Origin of the sequence: Gordonia hankookensis (assembly GCF_014673215.1) — a bacterium.
GTDB classification, from domain to species: domain Bacteria; phylum Actinomycetota; class Actinomycetes; order Mycobacteriales; family Mycobacteriaceae; genus Gordonia; species Gordonia hankookensis.
In genome coordinates this window covers 1313013-1330371 of sequence record NZ_JACWMS010000002.1, presented here as the reverse complement: position 1 = coordinate 1330371, position 17359 = coordinate 1313013, and the positions used below count along the sequence as shown (strand labels likewise).

Genomic DNA, 17359 nt, shown 5'->3' with positions numbered 1-17359 from the left:
GTCGCCGACATCTGCGACGGGCGCTTCCTACCACGAAATGTCGCGTTCCCGATATCAACCAAAGATGTGGACCTAAGTCACTTGCCAGGAACAGTCGGAGGGCACTGGTATATCTTCCGACGAAGTGTCGGCGGACGTAGTCGTCGACAGAGCTATGGCCGCAGGAGATCAGATGAGCACGCCAACGCAGTCAGTGGAAAGCACCCATGTCCTTGAGCAGGCTGGCCTGCGAATTGTTCTGCACGCACACCCTGCGATCAACCTCGCGCTCGTCCACAACGGGGTCCCGCTGATCACTGCACTCGAGGTCATCAACGAGTCCGAACAGGAACTGACGGACCTAACCGCGAGTCTGCACCTGCATGGCAACGGCGTAGAGCTGACGCCGAGTACCTCACGCACCTACGACGGGCGCATCAAGACGGGCGCCAACGTCATCTGGGATGACTTTGGCAGCTTCCTGCCGCAGGTCGATGACCTCAAAACCCTGAACGAGAGCTACCGGGCGACACTCACGGTGACCGTGTCGAGCCTGTGGACCGACACCGCGCAGCTGACCATCCCGGTCAGCGTCCTCGCGCACAACGAGTGGTTCAACGCGCCGATCTTCTACGACTCGCTGGCCGCGTTCGTTCAGCCGAATACCCGCGCGGTCTCGGCCGTCCTCGACACCGCCTCGGACCTTCTGCAGAAGGACACCGGCGACTCGTCGCTCGGCGGCTACCAGAGTGGGCCAGAGCGCGCCGCGCTCATCGCCAACGCCATCTACGAAGCCCTGCACGGGCGCCGCATCCGCTACATCGATCCGCCCGCGTCGTTCGAGAACACCGGGCAGAAGGTTCGCACGACCTCACAGGTACTCGACGAACGGTTCGGCACCTGTATCGACCTGACGGTCACCTACGCCGCCTGCCTCGAAGCCGCGGGTATCCGGCCGCTGATCTGGGTGATCGACGGCCATGCGTTCGGCGGGTTCCTCCGCGAAGAGACCACGCTCGCGCGGCCCTCGCTAACCGAGGAGAACGCGCTGGTGAACCTCGTCGAGTCAGGGATGGCGGTTCCCGTGGACGCCATCTACTACAAGGATGGCCAGGCCGGGAGCTTCAAGTCGGCGATCACCAAGGCCCGCGGGTATTTCGCCGATCCGTCGCGGCTGTTCGGCGTGGTCGGGGTGACTGCGGCCCGCAAGGCCGGTCTGCGCCCGCTCCCCAGCGCCGACGAAGCTGTCGCTCAACAGGAATCGCCGTCGGCGGACACCAAGTCGTCTTCCCTCGATCTCCCGGCTGAACTGCTGGCAGCGAAGTCTGATGACGACCTCGTGCTGGACATGAGCGATTCCGCGCCCGCCCGAGTGCGCAAGTGGAAGCGGTCGTTGCTCGACCTCAGTACCCGCAACCGGCTGCTCAACCTGCGCCCGGGCACCCAGGTGATCGATCTACACGTCCCGAGTTCAGGCCTCGCACTGCTCGACGATCTGGCACACGCAGGCAAGACGATCACACTCGCACCGAACGATGAGCTGAGCTCTATCCACCAACTGCAAGGTGCCCGCCGCGCAGCGGAGATCGATCCTGCGCTGCTGCTGAAATACCTCGACGAAGACCGCAACGTGTATGCAGCCGTCACCAAAGACGCCTACGTGCGCCGATTCAAGGGGCTGTCCCGTGCAGCGCGATCGATGCTCGAGGAAACCGGCAGCGCCAACCTCTACCTCACCTTGGGCGCGCTGATCCACAAGACCTCATCCGGGGCCGAAGCCCGCGCACCGCTGTTCCTGCTCCCGGTCAAGATCACCGGCGGCACGGGCCGCAGCCCGTTCGGTTTCGCCGTGGACACCACGGCCGTCGCTACGCCGAATCACTGTCTCGTGCAGTGGCTACACATCAAGCACAACGTGACCATCGAAGCCCTGGAGACACCGAAACTCGACGAGAGCGGGATCGACATCGACCATGCGCTGCGAGACATCCGCGCCGCGCTCGTCGCCAACAATCTGGACCTGCGCGTCGACGAGGTCGCGACGATCTCGATCTGCCAGTTCGGCACCTTCGGCATGTGGAAGGACCTCGAGGACCGCTGGGACATCCTCGAACAGAGCCCGATCGTGCATCATCTGACGCACAAGGCCGGCGAATCGTTCGTCGATCCGAATACAACCGATGACCTGTTGATCGAGGACACCCCGGTCGACGAGATCGACGTCCCTGTCCCGATCCCGGCAGACGGTTCGCAGCTGCGGGCTGTCTCGCTGGCCGCCGAGGGACGAACCTTCGTCCTCGAAGGCCCTCCCGGCACGGGCAAGTCGCAAACCATCACCAATCTCATCGCCCACGCGCTGAGCAAGGGAAAGACCGTCCTGTTCGTCGCGGAGAAGCAGGCAGCCCTGGACGTGGTGAAGAAGCGGCTCACCAAGATCGGGCTGTCCGACTTCACCCTCGACCTGCACGGCAAGAGTCAGAGCCCCAACATCATCCGGGAGCAGTTGCGCCGCGCAATCGACAACACGTCTCGCTACAACGAGAATGCGTGGGCGGCGAAACTGGCTGACTTCCGATCCCGGTACGCACCGTTGGCCGATTACCCGGACAAGATCCACGACCGCAACGGTGCCGGCGAATCGCTGTGGCGCGCCTACGAGTCCGCACTAGCTGTGGGCGACGGTCCGGTCGCGCCAGTCCCGGTCTCCTACGTCGCACAACCGACAGTGCCGCACCGTGTGATCGAGGACGGGCTGGAACAGTTCTCGCGCGCAGCGCGCTCGATGGACATCCGACCTGCGTCGCCATGGTCGCTCGTGGGTCCCGGCGTGACTGTGTCCAGCGAGGACCTCACGGCGTCGGTGGCAGATCTGGCGAGGGCGGCCGCCCTCGCTGACACCGTGTCTCCACTGCTACGAGGAGTCAACTCGCCTGACGAGATCGCCGCGCTACTCCCTCAAGCACGGCGGCAGCTGGGCCGCACAGTCCCGGAGACGGAGATGCTGGAGTGGTGGCGGGGCGGTCGGCACCAGTCCGCGCACGAAGGGCTCCTGCATGAGATCTCGCGTCTACAGCAGAACTGCGCGCCAATGCTCGCAGCTTTCACGCCGATGTTCGTCGAGTCCGGCGACATCGCCACATTTGTGACCCAAGCAGAAGAAGCCGGAAAGGGATTGTTCGGAAAGAAGAAGCGGGCCGAGCAGTTCGAACGCAACCTCGCTCCCTACGGGATGGACGGAGCCGATCTGTCACCTGCCACAACGCTCCCCCTGTTGCGGGCCATCCCCGGAGCGCGCGAGCATATTTCGCGGCTCCACACTCAGGTGGGCGAAGTACTCGGGCCCTACGCGCCAATCCATTGGAACCCGCTGGCGCCCGACGCGGCAGCAGCCCTAGACGAAATCTTCTCGTACCTCGCGGAGACAGCGGAATTCACCCGCACCAACCCCACCTCCTGGGCCCTGCTCACGTCCGTCGGATTCCCTGACGACTCCGCGATCACGGCACTGTCCCAGATCTCCGGTACCTGGCAGAATTGGAAGGCCGTCACCCGCACCACCACGGATGATCTCGATCGTTGGCGAAACGGCCGACACTGGTTGGACGCGTGGGCTCAAGACATTCCCGACTGGGAACGCGACTGCACCGACACCGGCGGACGCAACCTCCTGGGTTGGTCACGAATGTCGGGCTTCCTTGATCCGCTCCGCGAGGCCGGACTCAAAGACTATGTTCACTCGCTGCTCACCGGCGAGGTCGATGCCGCCCAGGCCGGTGTCGCCTTGATCCGCGGTGCGGCGCTGACGTCGATCAAGGAACGACGCGCGGCCGCCGGCCTCACCATCTTCGATACCGCTCTTCGAGATGGCGAGATCGACGACTTCGTGACCGCCGCAGCCACTTTGCGCGACGAACAGGCCAAAGCACTGCCTGCTGCGCTGCTCAGAGAGCGGCCGTTCCAGGCCGGCGGGCTGCGTGGTGAGGTGGGTGAGCTGCGTCGTCAGCTCGACCGTAAACGCGGCGGCGCGACGTTCCGGACGCTCATGAGTCGCTACGGCGGACACATTCTCGCCGCGACCCCGGTGATGTTCGTCAGTCCCGCGTCGCTGGCCCAGTTCATTCCCCCCGGCTCGGCCACTTTCGATCTCGTCGTCTTCGACGAGGCCTCTCAGGTTCCCGTCCCGCAAGCGATCGGCGCGCTCGGACGTGGCCGGGCAGCGGTGATCGTCGGGGATTCACAGCAAATGCCGCCCACCGCGATCGGGCAGGTCAGCCTCAACGACAGCGATGATGCCGACGAAGACGGTGCCGTCGTCCCGGAAGATCTCGAGAGCATCCTGACCGAATGTGTCGATTCCGGACTGCCCAGGCTGTGGCTGTCGTGGCACTACCGCAGCCAGGACGAATTCCTCATCAACTTCTCCAACCAGAAGTATTACGAAGGGCGTCTGGCCAGCCTGCCCTCGCCCGGTGGCGATGAGACCGCCGGCGTCGAATGGCGGCGCGTCGATGGTCACTTCAACCGGGAAGACAAGAAGAACGGTTTCCGCACCAACCGCGTCGAAGCCGAGGCAATCGTCGCGGAGATTCGTGCACGGCTGGGTACACCGGATCTTGCCGGCCAGAGCATCGGAGTGGTGACGTTCAACCAACAACAACAGTCGCTGGTGCACGATCTCCTGGAGGAGTCTGGCGACCCATTGGTCCTCGACCGGCTACGCCCCGATGCCGAGGAGGGGATCTTCGTCAAGAACCTGGAGAACGTCCAGGGAGATGAGCGCGATGTCATCCTGTTCACCACCGCGTTCTCCAAGAAGCCCGGAGATCCGAAGCTGCCGTTGAATTTCGGGCCACTGTCGGTGACCGGTGGTGAGAAGCGCTTCAATGTCGCAGTGACGCGTGCGCGACGCAAGGTGCTGATCTTCACCTCGTTCGAGCCGTCCGACATCGACCTTTCGCGCACCAAGTCGGTGGGCCTCGCACATCTGCGCGCCTATCTCGAGATGGCAGGCCACGGAGTACAACCCGGTTCCATCGAATCGACACGACGTGACACGGTGATCGACCCGGTGCAGGACGCCATCAGCGCTGCGCTCCAAGATCGTGGTTACGAAGTCGAGCTCAATTACGGACTCTCGGACTTCGTGCTCGACATCGTTGTTCGCGAAGCCGGGTCGGAGCACTGGCAGGTCGCGTTGATGCTCGACGGCCCGCGATGGGCGGAGCGTCCCACCGTCGCCGATCGAGATCTGACACCGCAGCTGCTGGAACCGATGATGCACTGGGGAGCCGCCCTACGGGTGTGGCTTCCGGAATGGATCGACGCGCCGACAGCAGTCCTCGAACGGATCGACGCGGCGGTCATCGCCGCCAACGAGCGCCGCCGACAACACGAAGCGGAACTCGAAGCCGCAGCCGAAGCCCGTGCAGCGGCGATCGAACAGACGCGGGCCAACGGTGCTTTGGCCGGTGACGAACCGGAGTCGGAAGATGAACCCGAACTCCAATGGGAATCGCGCGATGTCGAGCGACAATCGCCTGAGGCGGAATCCGAGGACGAGCCGAGTAGGCTCATCGCCAGCCTCGTCACCGATCAGCCGACCTTGTCCAATGTGGAGGATTCAGAAAGAGATTGGCACGGTCAACCCGCGCGATATCTCGCCGCACCCACGGCGCCGATCGGCACCCGCGAGGACCTCGACCGAGTGAACTCGACGACAGTACGCCGGACCATCACAGACGCGGTGCGTGAAACCGTGGCCTTGGAAGGTCCTATCGAGCTAGACCAGCTCGCGCGCCGCGTGGGTCATCGGTTCGGTTACGAACGGCTTCGTGCGAATCGCAAGGAGTTCATTATATCGTGCGTCCCAAAGACTCTGGTTCGCACTGACGACCTGGGTTCGTTTGCCTGGCCCGACGCCCTCGACCCGAACTCCTGGCGCGGGTACCGGTCGACTCCCGAGGATATGTCACGCGCTCTCAGTGATGTTGCGGCCGAGGAGGTCGTGAACGCGATGCGGACGGCCTGCCAAGGTCGCGAGCTCGATGACACCGCGCTAATGCGGGAGACGCTTGCGTTGTTCGGCCAGACCCGACTCACACAGGGCAATACGGATCGGCTCACTGCCTGCATTGCGTTTGGCATTTCGGCGGGCCGGCTCGTCCGGATTGGTGGGATGGTTCGGGCAGGGGTATAGCCCGTCCATGCCAGTCAACAGAAAAGGAATCAGATGAAGATCGTTTACCTCCACGGTGTCGGCACGGGCGACCCGGAAGGCGAATGGCTTACCGGCCTGAACCAGGGCCTGGCCGGCATCGGCGCGATGCCCATCGACGAGACCAATGTCATCGCCCCTCAATACTCAAGCTGTCTCAACACCACTGGGATCAAGAGCAAGCATCCGGACCGGACCTACAACGTCAAGAATGACCATGAGGACCGGCGCGCCTTCGAGCGACGCCAAGCTCGGGTGCAGCGAATGCTCCGAAAGTCGGGGACCGTACAGACTTTCGGGTTCGGCCACGTACCCGGACCCGTGTTGGAGCAAGTCCAACGAGCCGGGATAGGGTTGGGCGTCACAGGTCTCCTCAAGCAAGTGCAGCGGTACATGATGGACGAGGACGTCCGGGCAGCCGTGCTGTCCAAGATCCTCGACGAGATCCCTACCAAGGGCGATGTCGTGCTCATCGGACACAGCCTCGGCAGTGTCATCGCCATCGATCTGCTCGATCACCTCCATCCGAAACTGCATGTCCGGCGATTCATCACCATCGGCAGCCCAGCCGGATCACCAGCGCTGCACACAGGCAGCGAGCGCATTCTGAAGCGATTTCCATACGCCCGGGTCGATGACTGGTCCAACTTCCTCGATTGCTACGATCCGGTCACCGCAGGTCGCGGACTTACCGGCATCTTCAACGGTGCACAAGACTTCGGAATCAACCGCGCCGCAGCACACTCGGCACATCTCTACCTCAAACATCCGGCAGTCGCTGAGCTGGTGGCTGAGGCGGTCCATCCGTCCACCGATCTGGTTCCCAGCGCGAGTGGGATGACCCTCCGTCTCGAGGACGCCGAAGCGTCCTCGCTGCTGGCACTCAAGTACGCGCACCATGTCGCTGTACTGATCGACGACGATAGCCGCGAACGGTTCGAAGATGCTCTTGCCGTGTTGCAGGACAACTTTGGTCAAGAACTTCTCTCACGTGCCGAGGGCAGCCCTTTATCACCGGAGCTGGCAGAACTGGCACAAGGCAGAATTCCGATCTTGCCCCATCGGTGGGGGCTCCCCGATGCGATCAGCCAGGCAGTCGTGTTGTCATTCACCAACGTCCTCGATCCCTACGAGATCGACGCAGGAGACGCTCGGATCGATGCGCTGACCCCGCTGCTGATGGAACTCGGCTACCCACGTAAGACCGGACTCAAGGTAGCCGAATCCGTCCAAGAAGTCGTGGATGTTGTGTCTGGCGGAAAGCGCTCCTTTGGCTCCAAATCCCGGTTTCTCGCCGCAGCAGTCGGTGTCGCATTGTTGGCTGCCGGGCCAGTCGGAATCGCCATGGCCGGTGCTGCCGGGGCGGCCGGGGCAGCAGCAATCGTCAGCGGTCTAGCCGCTTTCGGGCCAGGCGGAATGGTCGGCGGCCTCGCCATGTTGGGCGGGTTGGCGTCCACCGGCGCGATGGTGACCACGGTCGCTGCCACCGCCCGCGGGGGTGCACAACCCCTTCTCACCGATCCCACCAGCATCGCAATCCATGTCGCCATCGCCCACGCGCTGAAGTCCATCGACGAACCCCACGACGAGTCACTCTGGTATCGACTGACGACGGCCGAGACCGAGATCGGCGCAGAACTCAACCGTCTTTCTGCGTTCAGCGACGAGAAGGCTATCTCGGTGCAACGATTGCAGTCCGCTTTGACGATCGTCGACAAGCTCATGGTCTTCATGATCGCCAAGGGCCTGACCCCGCGAGCTCTCGAGGCAAGCGCCGGAACGGCCGACCGCGACGATCCCACCAGCGGCTCTGGTCCGTCTGCGAGACTCGGCAAGCTGAAGCTCTCCTGACCATTGGCCCGCGAGGAACGGCTACAACACCGCTATTTGGTCCGGCCCGCATCGCGCTCCAATATGACGTCTCGGCCTCGGTACGCGACCCGTTTCGAAGCCGTATGAGAGGACTTCGATGCGCGCCCCGTTACGTCGCCGGTGGGTTGCGCGACGACACTGCGTGGGCTTGTTCACCTTCGCCGAGCGCGGCCGCCCCAGAGCCTCACTGGATACTCAGCGGACCAGGTCATAGTTGGTTAGGAAATTGTCATCGGCGACGGGCCGGGGAAACCGTCACCTACTCGGTTAAGCCGCGCCCAGTCGGTGACAACGTCAGAGTTGGATAGCGCGTAGCGCCAACGGACTCGAGCAGTTTGCCCAGTCGCGTCGCACTCGCTCACCAACCTCAGAAACTCGGCGGCGACGCAAACACCAAAAATGCAGCCACCGATCCAGATTCATTCAAATACCGATGCGGCAACCGCGAGTCATAGGTCGCGCTGTCGCCAGCCGACAGCTCAATCCGCTCCCCCGCGACCTCGACCACCATCGCCCCACTCTCCACAACGACGCACTCACTGGCCGGATGCGCATGCGGCTCCACACTCGACACGTCGTTCGGCTCCAGCCGACCACGCAGCACCTCGAGCGTCGCGCTCGGCGGTGACAGCTTCTCGTAGGTCAACGACCCGGTGGGCGTGGTGACCGAGACCCGACTGCCGGCACGCAGCACGTTGACCGGGCTCGGTGCGCCGTCCTGGAACAGGTCGAACAGCGGCACACCGAGCGCCTCGGCGAGGCGCCTCAGCGTCTCCAGGCTGGGGTCGGCCCGCCCGTTCTCGACCTGACTGATCAGCCCTTGCGAGACGCCGGCCTGCTCGGCGAGTTGCACCATCGTCAGCCTGCGCGCCTTGCGCACCTCGCGAATCGTCGTCCCCAGCACACCAGCATCATTGCAGGCGACTGAGTGAACCGACGGGTGGACCCAGATTAATATTCCGATTGACAGTGTTAATACCGTGCCGCAGGATTACTCCATGACCACAGTCCAGGAAGCCACCGCGACGGCGACCGAGCAGCTCGCCGCGTTCCGCGCCCGGTTCCCGCACCTCGACGACGTCACGCATCTCGCCAGCTGCAGCCAAGGTGCCCTGTCCGTCGACCTTCAGCGTCGACTGCAGGACATGCAGGACGACCTCATCGCCGACCCCGCACCGTGGGGTCGCTGGATGGAACTCGTCGAGACCCTGCGCACCCGGTTCGCTGCCCGAATCGGCGCCGCGCCTGAGCAGGTCGCGATCGCACCGAACGCGTCGATCGCCGCGTACCAGGTGCGCTCGACCATCCACGCCCGGGGCAGCAAGGCCCTGCTGACCAGCGACCACGAGTTCCCTTCTGTGGGCCACGTATGGCGCGCCTCTGCCGATGGCACACCGATCCGCTCGATCGCCGCCGACGACGTGCTGACTGCATCGGCCTGGACAGCACAGATCGACGACACCGTCGGCCTCGTGTCCGCGCCACTCGTCTCCTACATCAACGGCACCCGCCCACCGGTCCGCGCCATCGCCGACGCCGCCCACGCTGCGGGTGCTGCGATGTTCGTCGATGCCTACCAGGGCAGCGGTGTGGTGCCCTACACCGTCGACGACCTCGGCTGCGACTTCCTCGTCACCGGCACCCTGAAGTACATGCTCGGACTGCCCGGCATCGCCTTCCTCTACGTCCGCAACCCCGACGAGCTCGACAACCCCGCCCTCACCGGCTGGTTCGGCCGCAGCAACCCGTTCAACTTCGATCCCGACAACATCGAAGCCTCCAGCACCGCAGCCAAATTCGAGACCGGCACCCCGGGTGTTCCATCGGTGTACGCGGCGCTGGGCGGGCTGGACGCCCTCGACACCGTGGACGCCGACGCCGGATGGGCACAGGTACAGCGGCTCGCCGAGCGCACCGCCACCGAGCTGCGCGCGCTCGGTGAGCAGATCGATCGCCCAAAGGAGCTCGAGTTCGCGGGGCCCCAGGTCGCGCTGGTCGACGACGACCCCGACACCCTCGCCGCCTGGCTGCTCGCCGAGCACCGCATCAGCACCGCGCCTCGTGGCAAACGGCTGCGAATCTCGTTCCACTACTACAGCAACGACAACGACGTCGACCGCATCATCGCCGCGATCGCGGCCTACCGCCGCGCCTGACATCGGAGTCCCCATGGAAACCACCACCACACCCGACCGCCTGGAGTTCCGCGGCGGCATGTACGTCGCGTTCGTCGCACCGGTCATCTTCCTCGCCGGGGTGACCTCGTACTTCATCGCGTTCAACGTCTTCGACATGACCGCACTGACCGCGTCCGGTCTGGTGGGTCTGCTCCTCGGCGCGCTCCTGGCGCGCAAGTACTCGAGCTACTGGGATGCCGCGCTGCGCGGACTGTCGTCGCCGACGGCGAGCACACTGCTGATGATTCTGCTCGCGGTGAGCCTGTTCTCCATGTTGCTGAACGCGTCCGGTGCGGCGAACGGATTGATCTGGGCGGCACAGGAAGCCGGGGTGTCACCGAGCTTCTTCCCCGCAATCGCATTCGCTATCGCAGGCGTGATGTCGATGTCGACGGGAACGTCGATCGGCACACTGTTCACCGCGTTCCCGGTCATCTTCCCGGCCGGCACCGCACTTGGCGCACACCCGCTCCTGCTCGCCGGTGCCATCCTGTCGGGAGCGTTGTTCGGTGACAACCTCGCGCCCATCTCGGATTCGACGGTCGTGTCGTCGGCGACCCAGCGGTTCCGCCGCAAGGAGGGCGTCGCCGACATCGCCGGTGTCGTGCGCTCGAGGGCGCGCTACTCGCTGACCACCGCGGCCATCGCCCTGGTGCTGTACATCGTTGTCGGCCTTGTCCTCACGAGTGATTCCGGTTCTATCACCACACCCACTGACGTTGGTCCGAAGCCGCTGATCATGCTCGTTGCCGTGGTCGCTCTGCTGGGCGTGGCTTTCTGGAAGCGGGATCTGTTCCTCGCGACGACCGTTGGCCTGGTCGTCGGCACGGTCATCGGTCTGGTCTTCGGCCTCATCACTCCGGCGGACATCATCTCCGCGAAAGACGATGCAGCTGCAGGCTTCCTCGTCGACGGCATCACCGACGTCCTGCCACTGATCGGGTTGGGCATCATCGTGTTCGCCATCATCGGCGTGCTTGAGGGGTCCGGTGTGTTCGACGCCATCGTCGAGGCGGTCACGAGTTCCCGTTTCACGACGACCGCGCGTGGCACCGAAGCCACCATCGCTGTCGGGGCGATCGTGTCCGGTGGGCTGTTCGCCGGCGTCAACGGACCCACCATGATGTTTTACGGCCCGCTCGTCGACCGCATCGGCTCGCGCGTCGGACTGCACCCCTACCGCCGGGCGAATGTGATGGACTGCAATGTCCTTGGTCTCGGTTCGGTTGTGCCGGTGGTCAGTTCGTTCCTCCTCATCGCCAGCATGCTGACGGAGGGGCCGGATGAGGTGTCCGCGCTGGCGCTGTTCGCGGTCACCTTCTATCCGCTGGTGCTGTCGGTGGCGATGGCGTTCTCCATCCTGACCGGTTGGGGTCGGCGGTTCGAGGGGGCCGATGGTGCACCCGTGCGAGAGCCGGTCGAGATCGTGGATCGCGACGTCGATACCGCCAGTGCTCAGACAGCCGACTCGACCCCGACTGCTAGCACCGTGGGTGCGAACAGCTAACGCGTCAATCCTGCTCGAGCCTCTTCGCCAGCGGCGCAAGCGCATCCAGGTAGATCGACGCCAGCATCTCCGATTCGTCGGCGGTGGTGCGGATTCGGTCGGCCTCGGTGGTGTCCCATTGGGCGTCGACCTCGTTCTCGAACTCGTCGATGGCGCTGACCCGGTCGAGCCACTCCCGCTTGTCCAGTCGACGCTGAATGGCGGCGACGATCTGTTGGTACTCGGCCAGCGCGTCGAGCCGTTCGACGAGTCCGTCGAGCCGCCGCGACAGCAGCCGAGCTTTGGCGGTGTAGGTCTCGACCACGTCCCGGTCGGTCCGCAGGTGTGTGGGTGGCTGGCCGAGGAGCGTGACCTGCTCGCGGACAGTCGCTGCCGACGTCGCGAGCGCGACGACTTCGGCAGCCAAGTCCACACGGACACCGTGGTGATCGAAGAAGTCCAGCTTCCAGGCCGGGTAGTCGGTCACGCGGTCGGCGACCATGCCCGCGGCGATGGCGATCTGTCCGATCGAGTCGCTGCTCAGTCGGTCTCTGTCCTGGGCGGACTCTGGCCAGGTTTCGACGGCGAGGTGGAGGTATCGCCGCGACTCGGTGGGTTCGGCGAGTTCCTGGATCTCTCGGCATCGCGTCAATCGCCGGGTGCGGGCCGCGCGTAGATCGTCGGCCAGTGTGGCGAGAGCGTCGGCGGTCGCGGTGCTCGCATCTGCATCACCCGTCGGCAGCTCGGGGTGGGTCTCGCCAGCTGAACCGCCACCTCGTATCAGTCGTCCGATTCCGGCGCCCAGTGATCGGGCACCGTTGGCCACCCATGAACCGATCACGACCAACGCAACCGCGATCGCCGCCGCGACGACGACGATCACGAGGAGCTTGATCATTTCTCCAGTACAGCACGATCCGGGGCTCCGCCGAGCGCGCGAGCACCGTGGACGCTGGTGGCGGCGATCGTCGTCGAGGGCTGATCGACGACCAGAGGTCGAGGAGAAGCTATGGCCAAGGATGGCTGGGAGTCTTGGCGCCTCGAGCGTGAGGCCCAGGGCTCGCGCCGCTACCGCAACTGCGCGACTCCGTCGCCGTCGAGGTCGGCGATCCCAGCCGCACGACCGGTGAGCGCCAACAGCAACACGTCCGCTGAGCCTTCGACAACCGGTCCATCACCTGCAGACCAGTCCAGGTCTGTCGCCACCCAGCGCACCGTCGTCGGAACCTTTCCGAAGATGCGCGAACTCTCCGGGCGGATCAGGAAGTCGAGCACCACACGCGTGCGGTCGGGATCGAGGGTCGCGGGAATGCCGAGGGGTCGTCGGATGTCGAGGCCGTGCACGACGACGTCGGTGAGCGGTGCGCACGGCCCCTGACCCGGCGGGGTGAACCGCTTGTCGGCCTTGTCCCGCAACGCCTTCGGCAGGTCCGTATACTTCGCGCCGACCTTGGCCGCCGCGGCAATATTGGCGTGATCGAAGTTGCCACGTGCTCACAGCATCGCCAATCCGAATGCCGGTATCGACACCACCAGCGGCACCAGCAGGTGGGCGGTCACGTCGCGGCAGGTCCAGCCGACGCACAGCGACGGAGTGGCCCATTGGTCGTCGGTGAAGGTGTCGGCGAGGTCGGCAAGGCGGCGGCGCTCGTCGGCGATGGCGGCAAAGATGTCGTCGTCGTTCACGGTGGCACCGTCGCTTCCATCTCGAGAGCGGCTGTCCGGTCGACGTCCATCGTCACACGATTTGCCGAGATCGCACGGGAACATCGCCCACAGGTCAGGACGTCAGACTGTCACGCCGACCCCACCGCTGCGCGGTCGCGTGACACACGTGCCGGTCACACGATCGGCCGAGGCGACCGACGAAGGGCACGCGATGACCCCCGACACCACACCGACGACTCAGCGTGACCCGGTGACGCGGATCGTCGTCGTGTTCACCGTGCTGGCGACCTGCTGGTTCGGCACCCTCCTGATCAGCGGCTGGCTGGCCGTCGGTGTGGCCGCCCTCATCATCGGTTGGGTGGTGGGCGCCTTCGCCCGACACATCAAGGCGCCGATGCCGCTGGCGGTCTTCATCGGCGCGTGCGCGGCGGGCGGAGCCGGCCGATGGCTCCTGCTCATCCTCGCGTGGGTGTGAGGATCCCTCAATCACTCCGCGGTTTGGGCTGTCGTGTCCTTTGCACCCCGCTTCGGGATGACATGCATGATCGCCACGATGATCGCGCCGATCACCAATCCCACGAGCGCCGAGACCACGGTGCCTGACGTCCACGACAGGACGCCGCCGAACCCGTGGGAGAGTTCCTCGAACCAGTGCTCGATGTCGTGCAGACGATCGGCGGGCCAATGGAATCCGGCCTCGCCGACGTTGACGATCAGGATGTGGCCGCCGACCCACAGCATCGCGGCGATGCCCACCACGGTCAGGGTGGACATGATCTTCGGCATCGCCTTGACCAGACCTCGTCCGATCTTCTGGCTCGCCGTCGACTGCCGTTGCGCCAGAGCGAGTCCGACGTCGTCCATCTTGACGATCAGCGCCACCACTCCGTAGACGAGCGCGGTGATGAGGAACGCCACGACGACGAGCACCAGCAGCCGCGTGAGGAACGGTTCGGATTCGACCGACGACAGCGAGATCACCATGATCTCCGCCGACAGGATGAGGTCGGTGCGGATGGCGCCGTTGACCATCGACTTCTCGAACTCCGGCCCCTTCTCCGACGCGGGAGCGTCGTCGGAGTGGTCGTGTCCGTGCCCACCGCCGAGGGCCTCGTACACCTTCTCGGCACCCTCGTAGCTTAGGAACAGGCCGCCAGCGATCAGCAGATACGGCAGGGCCTGCGGGAGGAACTGACTGAGGATCATCGCGACCGGCAGGATGATCAGCAGCTTGTTCCGGATCGAGCCGACGGCGATCTTGCGAACGATCGGCAGTTCGCGGTCGGGGGTGAAGCCGTGGACATACCGCGGCGTCACGGCCGTGTCGTCGACGACGACGCCTGCTGCTTTGATGCTGGCCTTACCGGCTGCGGCGCCGATGTCGTCGATCGACGCCGCGGCCACCTTGGTCAGGGCCGCGATGTCATCCAGCAGAGCCACGAGGCCACCGGCCACAGGAACCTCCAGACAAAGGTGCACGAATCAGGAACAAGTATGCCCTGCGGTGGGTGGGGTCGGGAGGTGCGCCGGGGGTCCGACTGACGTATGCCCTCACTTAGCGGCTAAGTGAGGGCATGGCTCATTCATACCCTCACTTATCGATCCCGATCGACGAGATCCTGCGCTGATGCCATGCCGGGAGATATCGGACTTGCGCCAGGTGTGCCTTCGAGGACGAGGCCATCGGCCGCGTCCGCCCAGTCCTGCACGGCGGTGACAGCCATTTGAATGACGACAGCGTTTCCGTCACCGACCGGAAAGGCAACGGTGTGCGCGTTCGACACCAGGGGGCCGAAAGGTGATGCGACGGTTCCTAACAACTGAACGGAGAAGCCGTCGAACGGTAGACCTCCGCTGCGCTGATCCCGAGGCGTCCAGCCTGGTGTGCTGCCGGTGACGTCGCCGGCCAGGGCGGCCAGCCGTGCGATTGACGTCGACATTCCGCCGGCCATCCAGCCCATCACGATCGCCGATGACACGAAGCCGTCCTGAGTGACCTCGTCGGTGGATGTCAGATTTCCGACCGCGGTCGAGTCGAGCCACATCGCTGCAGGTTGACCAGCGGCCATGTCGGCGCGGATGCGTCGCCAAGCATGTGGGAGGCCCACAGGGTGATAGCCGAACTCCAGCGGGTCGGGCAGAGGCCTCATTGTCATGCCCCGACGATCTGCCGACACGTCACCGATGCGCGAGGTCATCCTCGACCAGCGCTTCGATCTGGACAGACTCGCCGACCTCAACGTCGTCGGGGGGAGTCACGGTGAGCATGCCTTTGATCTCTGCTGGGCTCGCAGGTCTCCGCTGATGGTGCCACTTTTGTAACTGTTCAAGAGTCGAAAGCAGGGAGTTGAAGTCAACGTTGTAGGGACGGTGCACCAACCGTCGCGGGCGCGTTGAGTATCCGGCGGCGCTGTGGGTGAACTCGATCGCCGGCACCCCATTGCTCAACACCGTGAAAGCGATCGCTGACGAATCAAACTGGTAGCGATCTCCGTTGCCGAACACGACTCCGTCAGCGCTGAGGAGTAGCGGACCGCGTTCCTTGAAACTGACCACGCTCAGCAGCGGAACCAGCACCAATCCGCCAAATGCAGGAATCACCAGTCTCCATGCCTGCCAGTAGCCAATTGCGATAGCAATTATCATTGCAGCCGATATGAGCCCCGACATCAAGGCAATGAGTATCACTGGGTTCGAATAGAAAGGTTGACGGTGCACTTCGACTCCGCGCTGCTGAGCAATCACTTTGGTTCGAAGCGGAGCCAGCATCGCGACCGGCAGGAGTACCAAAGTAGCGAATGCAAACGCAATGAGCGGCAAAGAAAGCGCAATTGATACAACGCATCCTGCTACAACCAGAACGACCACTCCAATTGCTGACCAGCGCGACGGCTGATAGGCGTAAGCCGTGTACCTCTTCCACAGAAGAGTGAACTTACGGTTACCAATACCTAACGCCATAGCGAGTCCACTCCTTTGGATGTGGCATACGACGCAAGGAACCCTACCGTAGCCCCCACAACCAGACCCGCGGCCGTACCCACGCCTGGTAGGGGCACGAATGTACCGGCGACGGCACCCGCCTGAGCACCCAGATAGGCCCCGGCTACCAGCCCTGTCGCCGTCGCCGCACCCTCCCGCGTGATCGCCTCACCCCACGAATTGCCCTCGGCACGGTCGGCGAACACGGACGGGATCGCTGTCAGGACACCGAACGCTCCGCCGGCACGAGACACTCTCAGTTTGCCGACCTCTTCTAGCCAAGGCGCGATCTTCGCGTCGATACCCGTCGGGTGTTCGCCCATCGACGCTCGCCAGATCTCTTGGATGATGTCCGTTTTGGTTCCGGAGATGGCGCCGGCACTACCCATGATGAGGTCGGCCTTGCTCGGTTTCCATTGCACGATGTTCCAGTCGCCGTCGGCATTCCTGATCGCGGTGGCGAGGTCGTGGTCGGCACAATCCGCTGCGGTCAGCACCGCAGCGAGTTCAAAGTTCAGCCGTCCCAGCGTGGCTATGTACTCCTTCGCCGCTTCATCGGACATGCACTCTGTCCGTTCCGGGTGCGGATCGGAGATGACGTCGGTGTGCGGGTCGAGCACGAATCCGGCAGCTGCGATGTCGGCTCGCAGCTTCTTCAGGGAGTTCTTGACGTCCTGAACCTCTTGCTCGGCCTTGCGCGCGGCCTCACCCACCTTTGTGGCGATATCGCCGTGGCGATCCAAGTCCTTGCGGGTCACACCCACCGACTTGTGAGCGGCGACCGCTGCGTCGCTGTTCCACGTCTCGAACACGCTCAACGTGCCCAGCTTGCCGGACGTGTTGAGCGAATGGTCGGCGATATTCGTCGAGATCCCGAAAACATGCGCGATCGCGCCCGTATCCCACCGATCAATGTCGGCTATGCACAGTTTGCCCATTTTCACCCCCGAGCAGGCACTTTCCTCGCGGACATGTTGCCAC

13 protein-coding genes are annotated in these 17359 nt (G+C 64.2%); 5 read left to right on the top strand and 8 right to left on the bottom strand.

The features are described from left to right. Positions 1 to 172 precede the first annotated feature (172 nt). Positions 173 to 6175, top strand: coding sequence for a DUF4011 domain-containing protein (locus IDF66_RS13315; RefSeq protein ID WP_190267185.1), 6003 nt, complete (start codon positions 173 to 175; stop codon positions 6173 to 6175). 33 nt (positions 6176 to 6208) lie between these two features. Beyond that, a complete protein-coding gene (locus tag IDF66_RS13310; protein WP_190267184.1) occupies positions 6209 to 8044 on the top strand; it encodes a lipase family protein in 1836 nt (611 codons plus the stop codon). A 388-nt stretch (positions 8045 to 8432) separates the two neighbouring features. Here IDF66_RS13310 and IDF66_RS13305 read toward each other — a convergent pair whose 3' ends face one another. Then, positions 8433 to 8969, bottom strand: a complete 537-nt coding sequence (locus IDF66_RS13305; RefSeq protein ID WP_190267183.1) for a helix-turn-helix domain-containing protein — start codon at positions 8967 to 8969, stop codon at positions 8433 to 8435. A gap of 94 nt (positions 8970 to 9063) precedes the next feature. On the opposite strand from IDF66_RS13305, the gene IDF66_RS13300 reads away from it, so the two are divergent. After that, positions 9064 to 10221, top strand: a complete 1158-nt coding sequence (locus IDF66_RS13300) for an aminotransferase class V-fold PLP-dependent enzyme (protein WP_223309442.1) — start codon at positions 9064 to 9066, stop codon at positions 10219 to 10221. 13 nt (positions 10222 to 10234) lie between these two features. Next, entirely contained in the window at positions 10235 to 11749 is a 1515-nt protein-coding gene (locus IDF66_RS13295) for a Na+/H+ antiporter NhaC family protein (RefSeq protein WP_190267182.1), read from the top strand. Positions 11750 to 11753: 4 nt separating this feature from the next. Here the strand turns inward: IDF66_RS13295 and IDF66_RS13290 are convergent, their stop codons facing one another. From IDF66_RS13290 to IDF66_RS23800, 3 genes are all read right to left on the bottom strand, one after another. Further along, positions 11754 to 12626, bottom strand: a complete 873-nt coding sequence (locus IDF66_RS13290) for a hypothetical protein (protein WP_190267181.1) — start codon at positions 12624 to 12626, stop codon at positions 11754 to 11756. Between the two features lie 170 nt (positions 12627 to 12796). Then, the gene (locus IDF66_RS23805) at positions 12797 to 13195 is read right to left on the bottom strand and encodes a maleylpyruvate isomerase family mycothiol-dependent enzyme (RefSeq protein ID WP_317628710.1); all 399 of its coding nucleotides are present in this window, start codon (positions 13193 to 13195) and stop codon (positions 12797 to 12799) included. A 27-nt stretch (positions 13196 to 13222) separates the two neighbouring features. Next, positions 13223 to 13414: a maleylpyruvate isomerase N-terminal domain-containing protein gene (locus tag IDF66_RS23800; protein ID WP_317628685.1), complete on the bottom strand. Its 192-nt coding sequence runs from the start codon at positions 13412 to 13414 to the stop codon at positions 13223 to 13225. A 148-nt stretch (positions 13415 to 13562) separates the two neighbouring features. Between IDF66_RS23800 and IDF66_RS13280 the strand changes: the two genes are divergently transcribed. After that, positions 13563 to 13871, top strand: coding sequence for a hypothetical protein (locus tag IDF66_RS13280; RefSeq protein ID WP_190267180.1), 309 nt, complete (start codon positions 13563 to 13565; stop codon positions 13869 to 13871). Between the two features lie 11 nt (positions 13872 to 13882). Here the strand turns inward: IDF66_RS13280 and IDF66_RS13275 are convergent, their stop codons facing one another. From IDF66_RS13275 to IDF66_RS13260, 4 genes are all read right to left on the bottom strand, one after another. Then, complete coding sequence (locus IDF66_RS13275; RefSeq protein ID WP_190267179.1) at positions 13883 to 14851, bottom strand: DUF808 domain-containing protein; 969 nt, start codon at positions 14849 to 14851, stop codon at positions 13883 to 13885. 140 nt (positions 14852 to 14991) lie between these two features. Then, positions 14992 to 15375, bottom strand: a complete 384-nt coding sequence (locus tag IDF66_RS13270) for a hypothetical protein (protein WP_190267178.1) — start codon at positions 15373 to 15375, stop codon at positions 14992 to 14994. A 199-nt stretch (positions 15376 to 15574) separates the two neighbouring features. Then, entirely contained in the window at positions 15575 to 16357 is a 783-nt protein-coding gene (locus tag IDF66_RS13265) for a hypothetical protein (RefSeq protein WP_190267177.1), read from the bottom strand. After that, positions 16348 to 17316, bottom strand: coding sequence for a hypothetical protein (locus tag IDF66_RS13260; protein ID WP_190267176.1), 969 nt, complete (start codon positions 17314 to 17316; stop codon positions 16348 to 16350). The genes IDF66_RS13265 and IDF66_RS13260 overlap by 10 nt, the downstream gene beginning before the upstream one ends. Positions 17317 to 17359 lie beyond the last annotated feature (43 nt).

What these genes read in the sequence shown, in the direction of transcription:
- IDF66_RS13265 (WP_190267177.1), bottom strand. Translation starts at nt 16,357, where the DNA reads ATGGCGTTAGGTATTGGTAACCGTAAGTTCACTCTTCTGTGGAAGAGG.
- IDF66_RS13315 (WP_190267185.1), top strand. Translation starts at nt 173, where the DNA reads ATGAGCACGCCAACGCAGTCAGTGGAAAGCACCCATGTCCTTGAGCAG.
- IDF66_RS13300 (WP_223309442.1), top strand. Translation starts at nt 9,064, where the DNA reads ATGACCACAGTCCAGGAAGCCACCGCGACGGCGACCGAGCAGCTCGCC.
- IDF66_RS13295 (WP_190267182.1), top strand. Translation starts at nt 10,235, where the DNA reads ATGGAAACCACCACCACACCCGACCGCCTGGAGTTCCGCGGCGGCATG.
- IDF66_RS13290 (WP_190267181.1), bottom strand. Translation starts at nt 12,626, where the DNA reads ATGATCAAGCTCCTCGTGATCGTCGTCGTCGCGGCGGCGATCGCGGTT.
- IDF66_RS13310 (WP_190267184.1), top strand. Translation starts at nt 6,209, where the DNA reads ATGAAGATCGTTTACCTCCACGGTGTCGGCACGGGCGACCCGGAAGGC.
- IDF66_RS13260 (WP_190267176.1), bottom strand. Translation starts at nt 17,316, where the DNA reads ATGGGCAAACTGTGCATAGCCGACATTGATCGGTGGGATACGGGCGCG.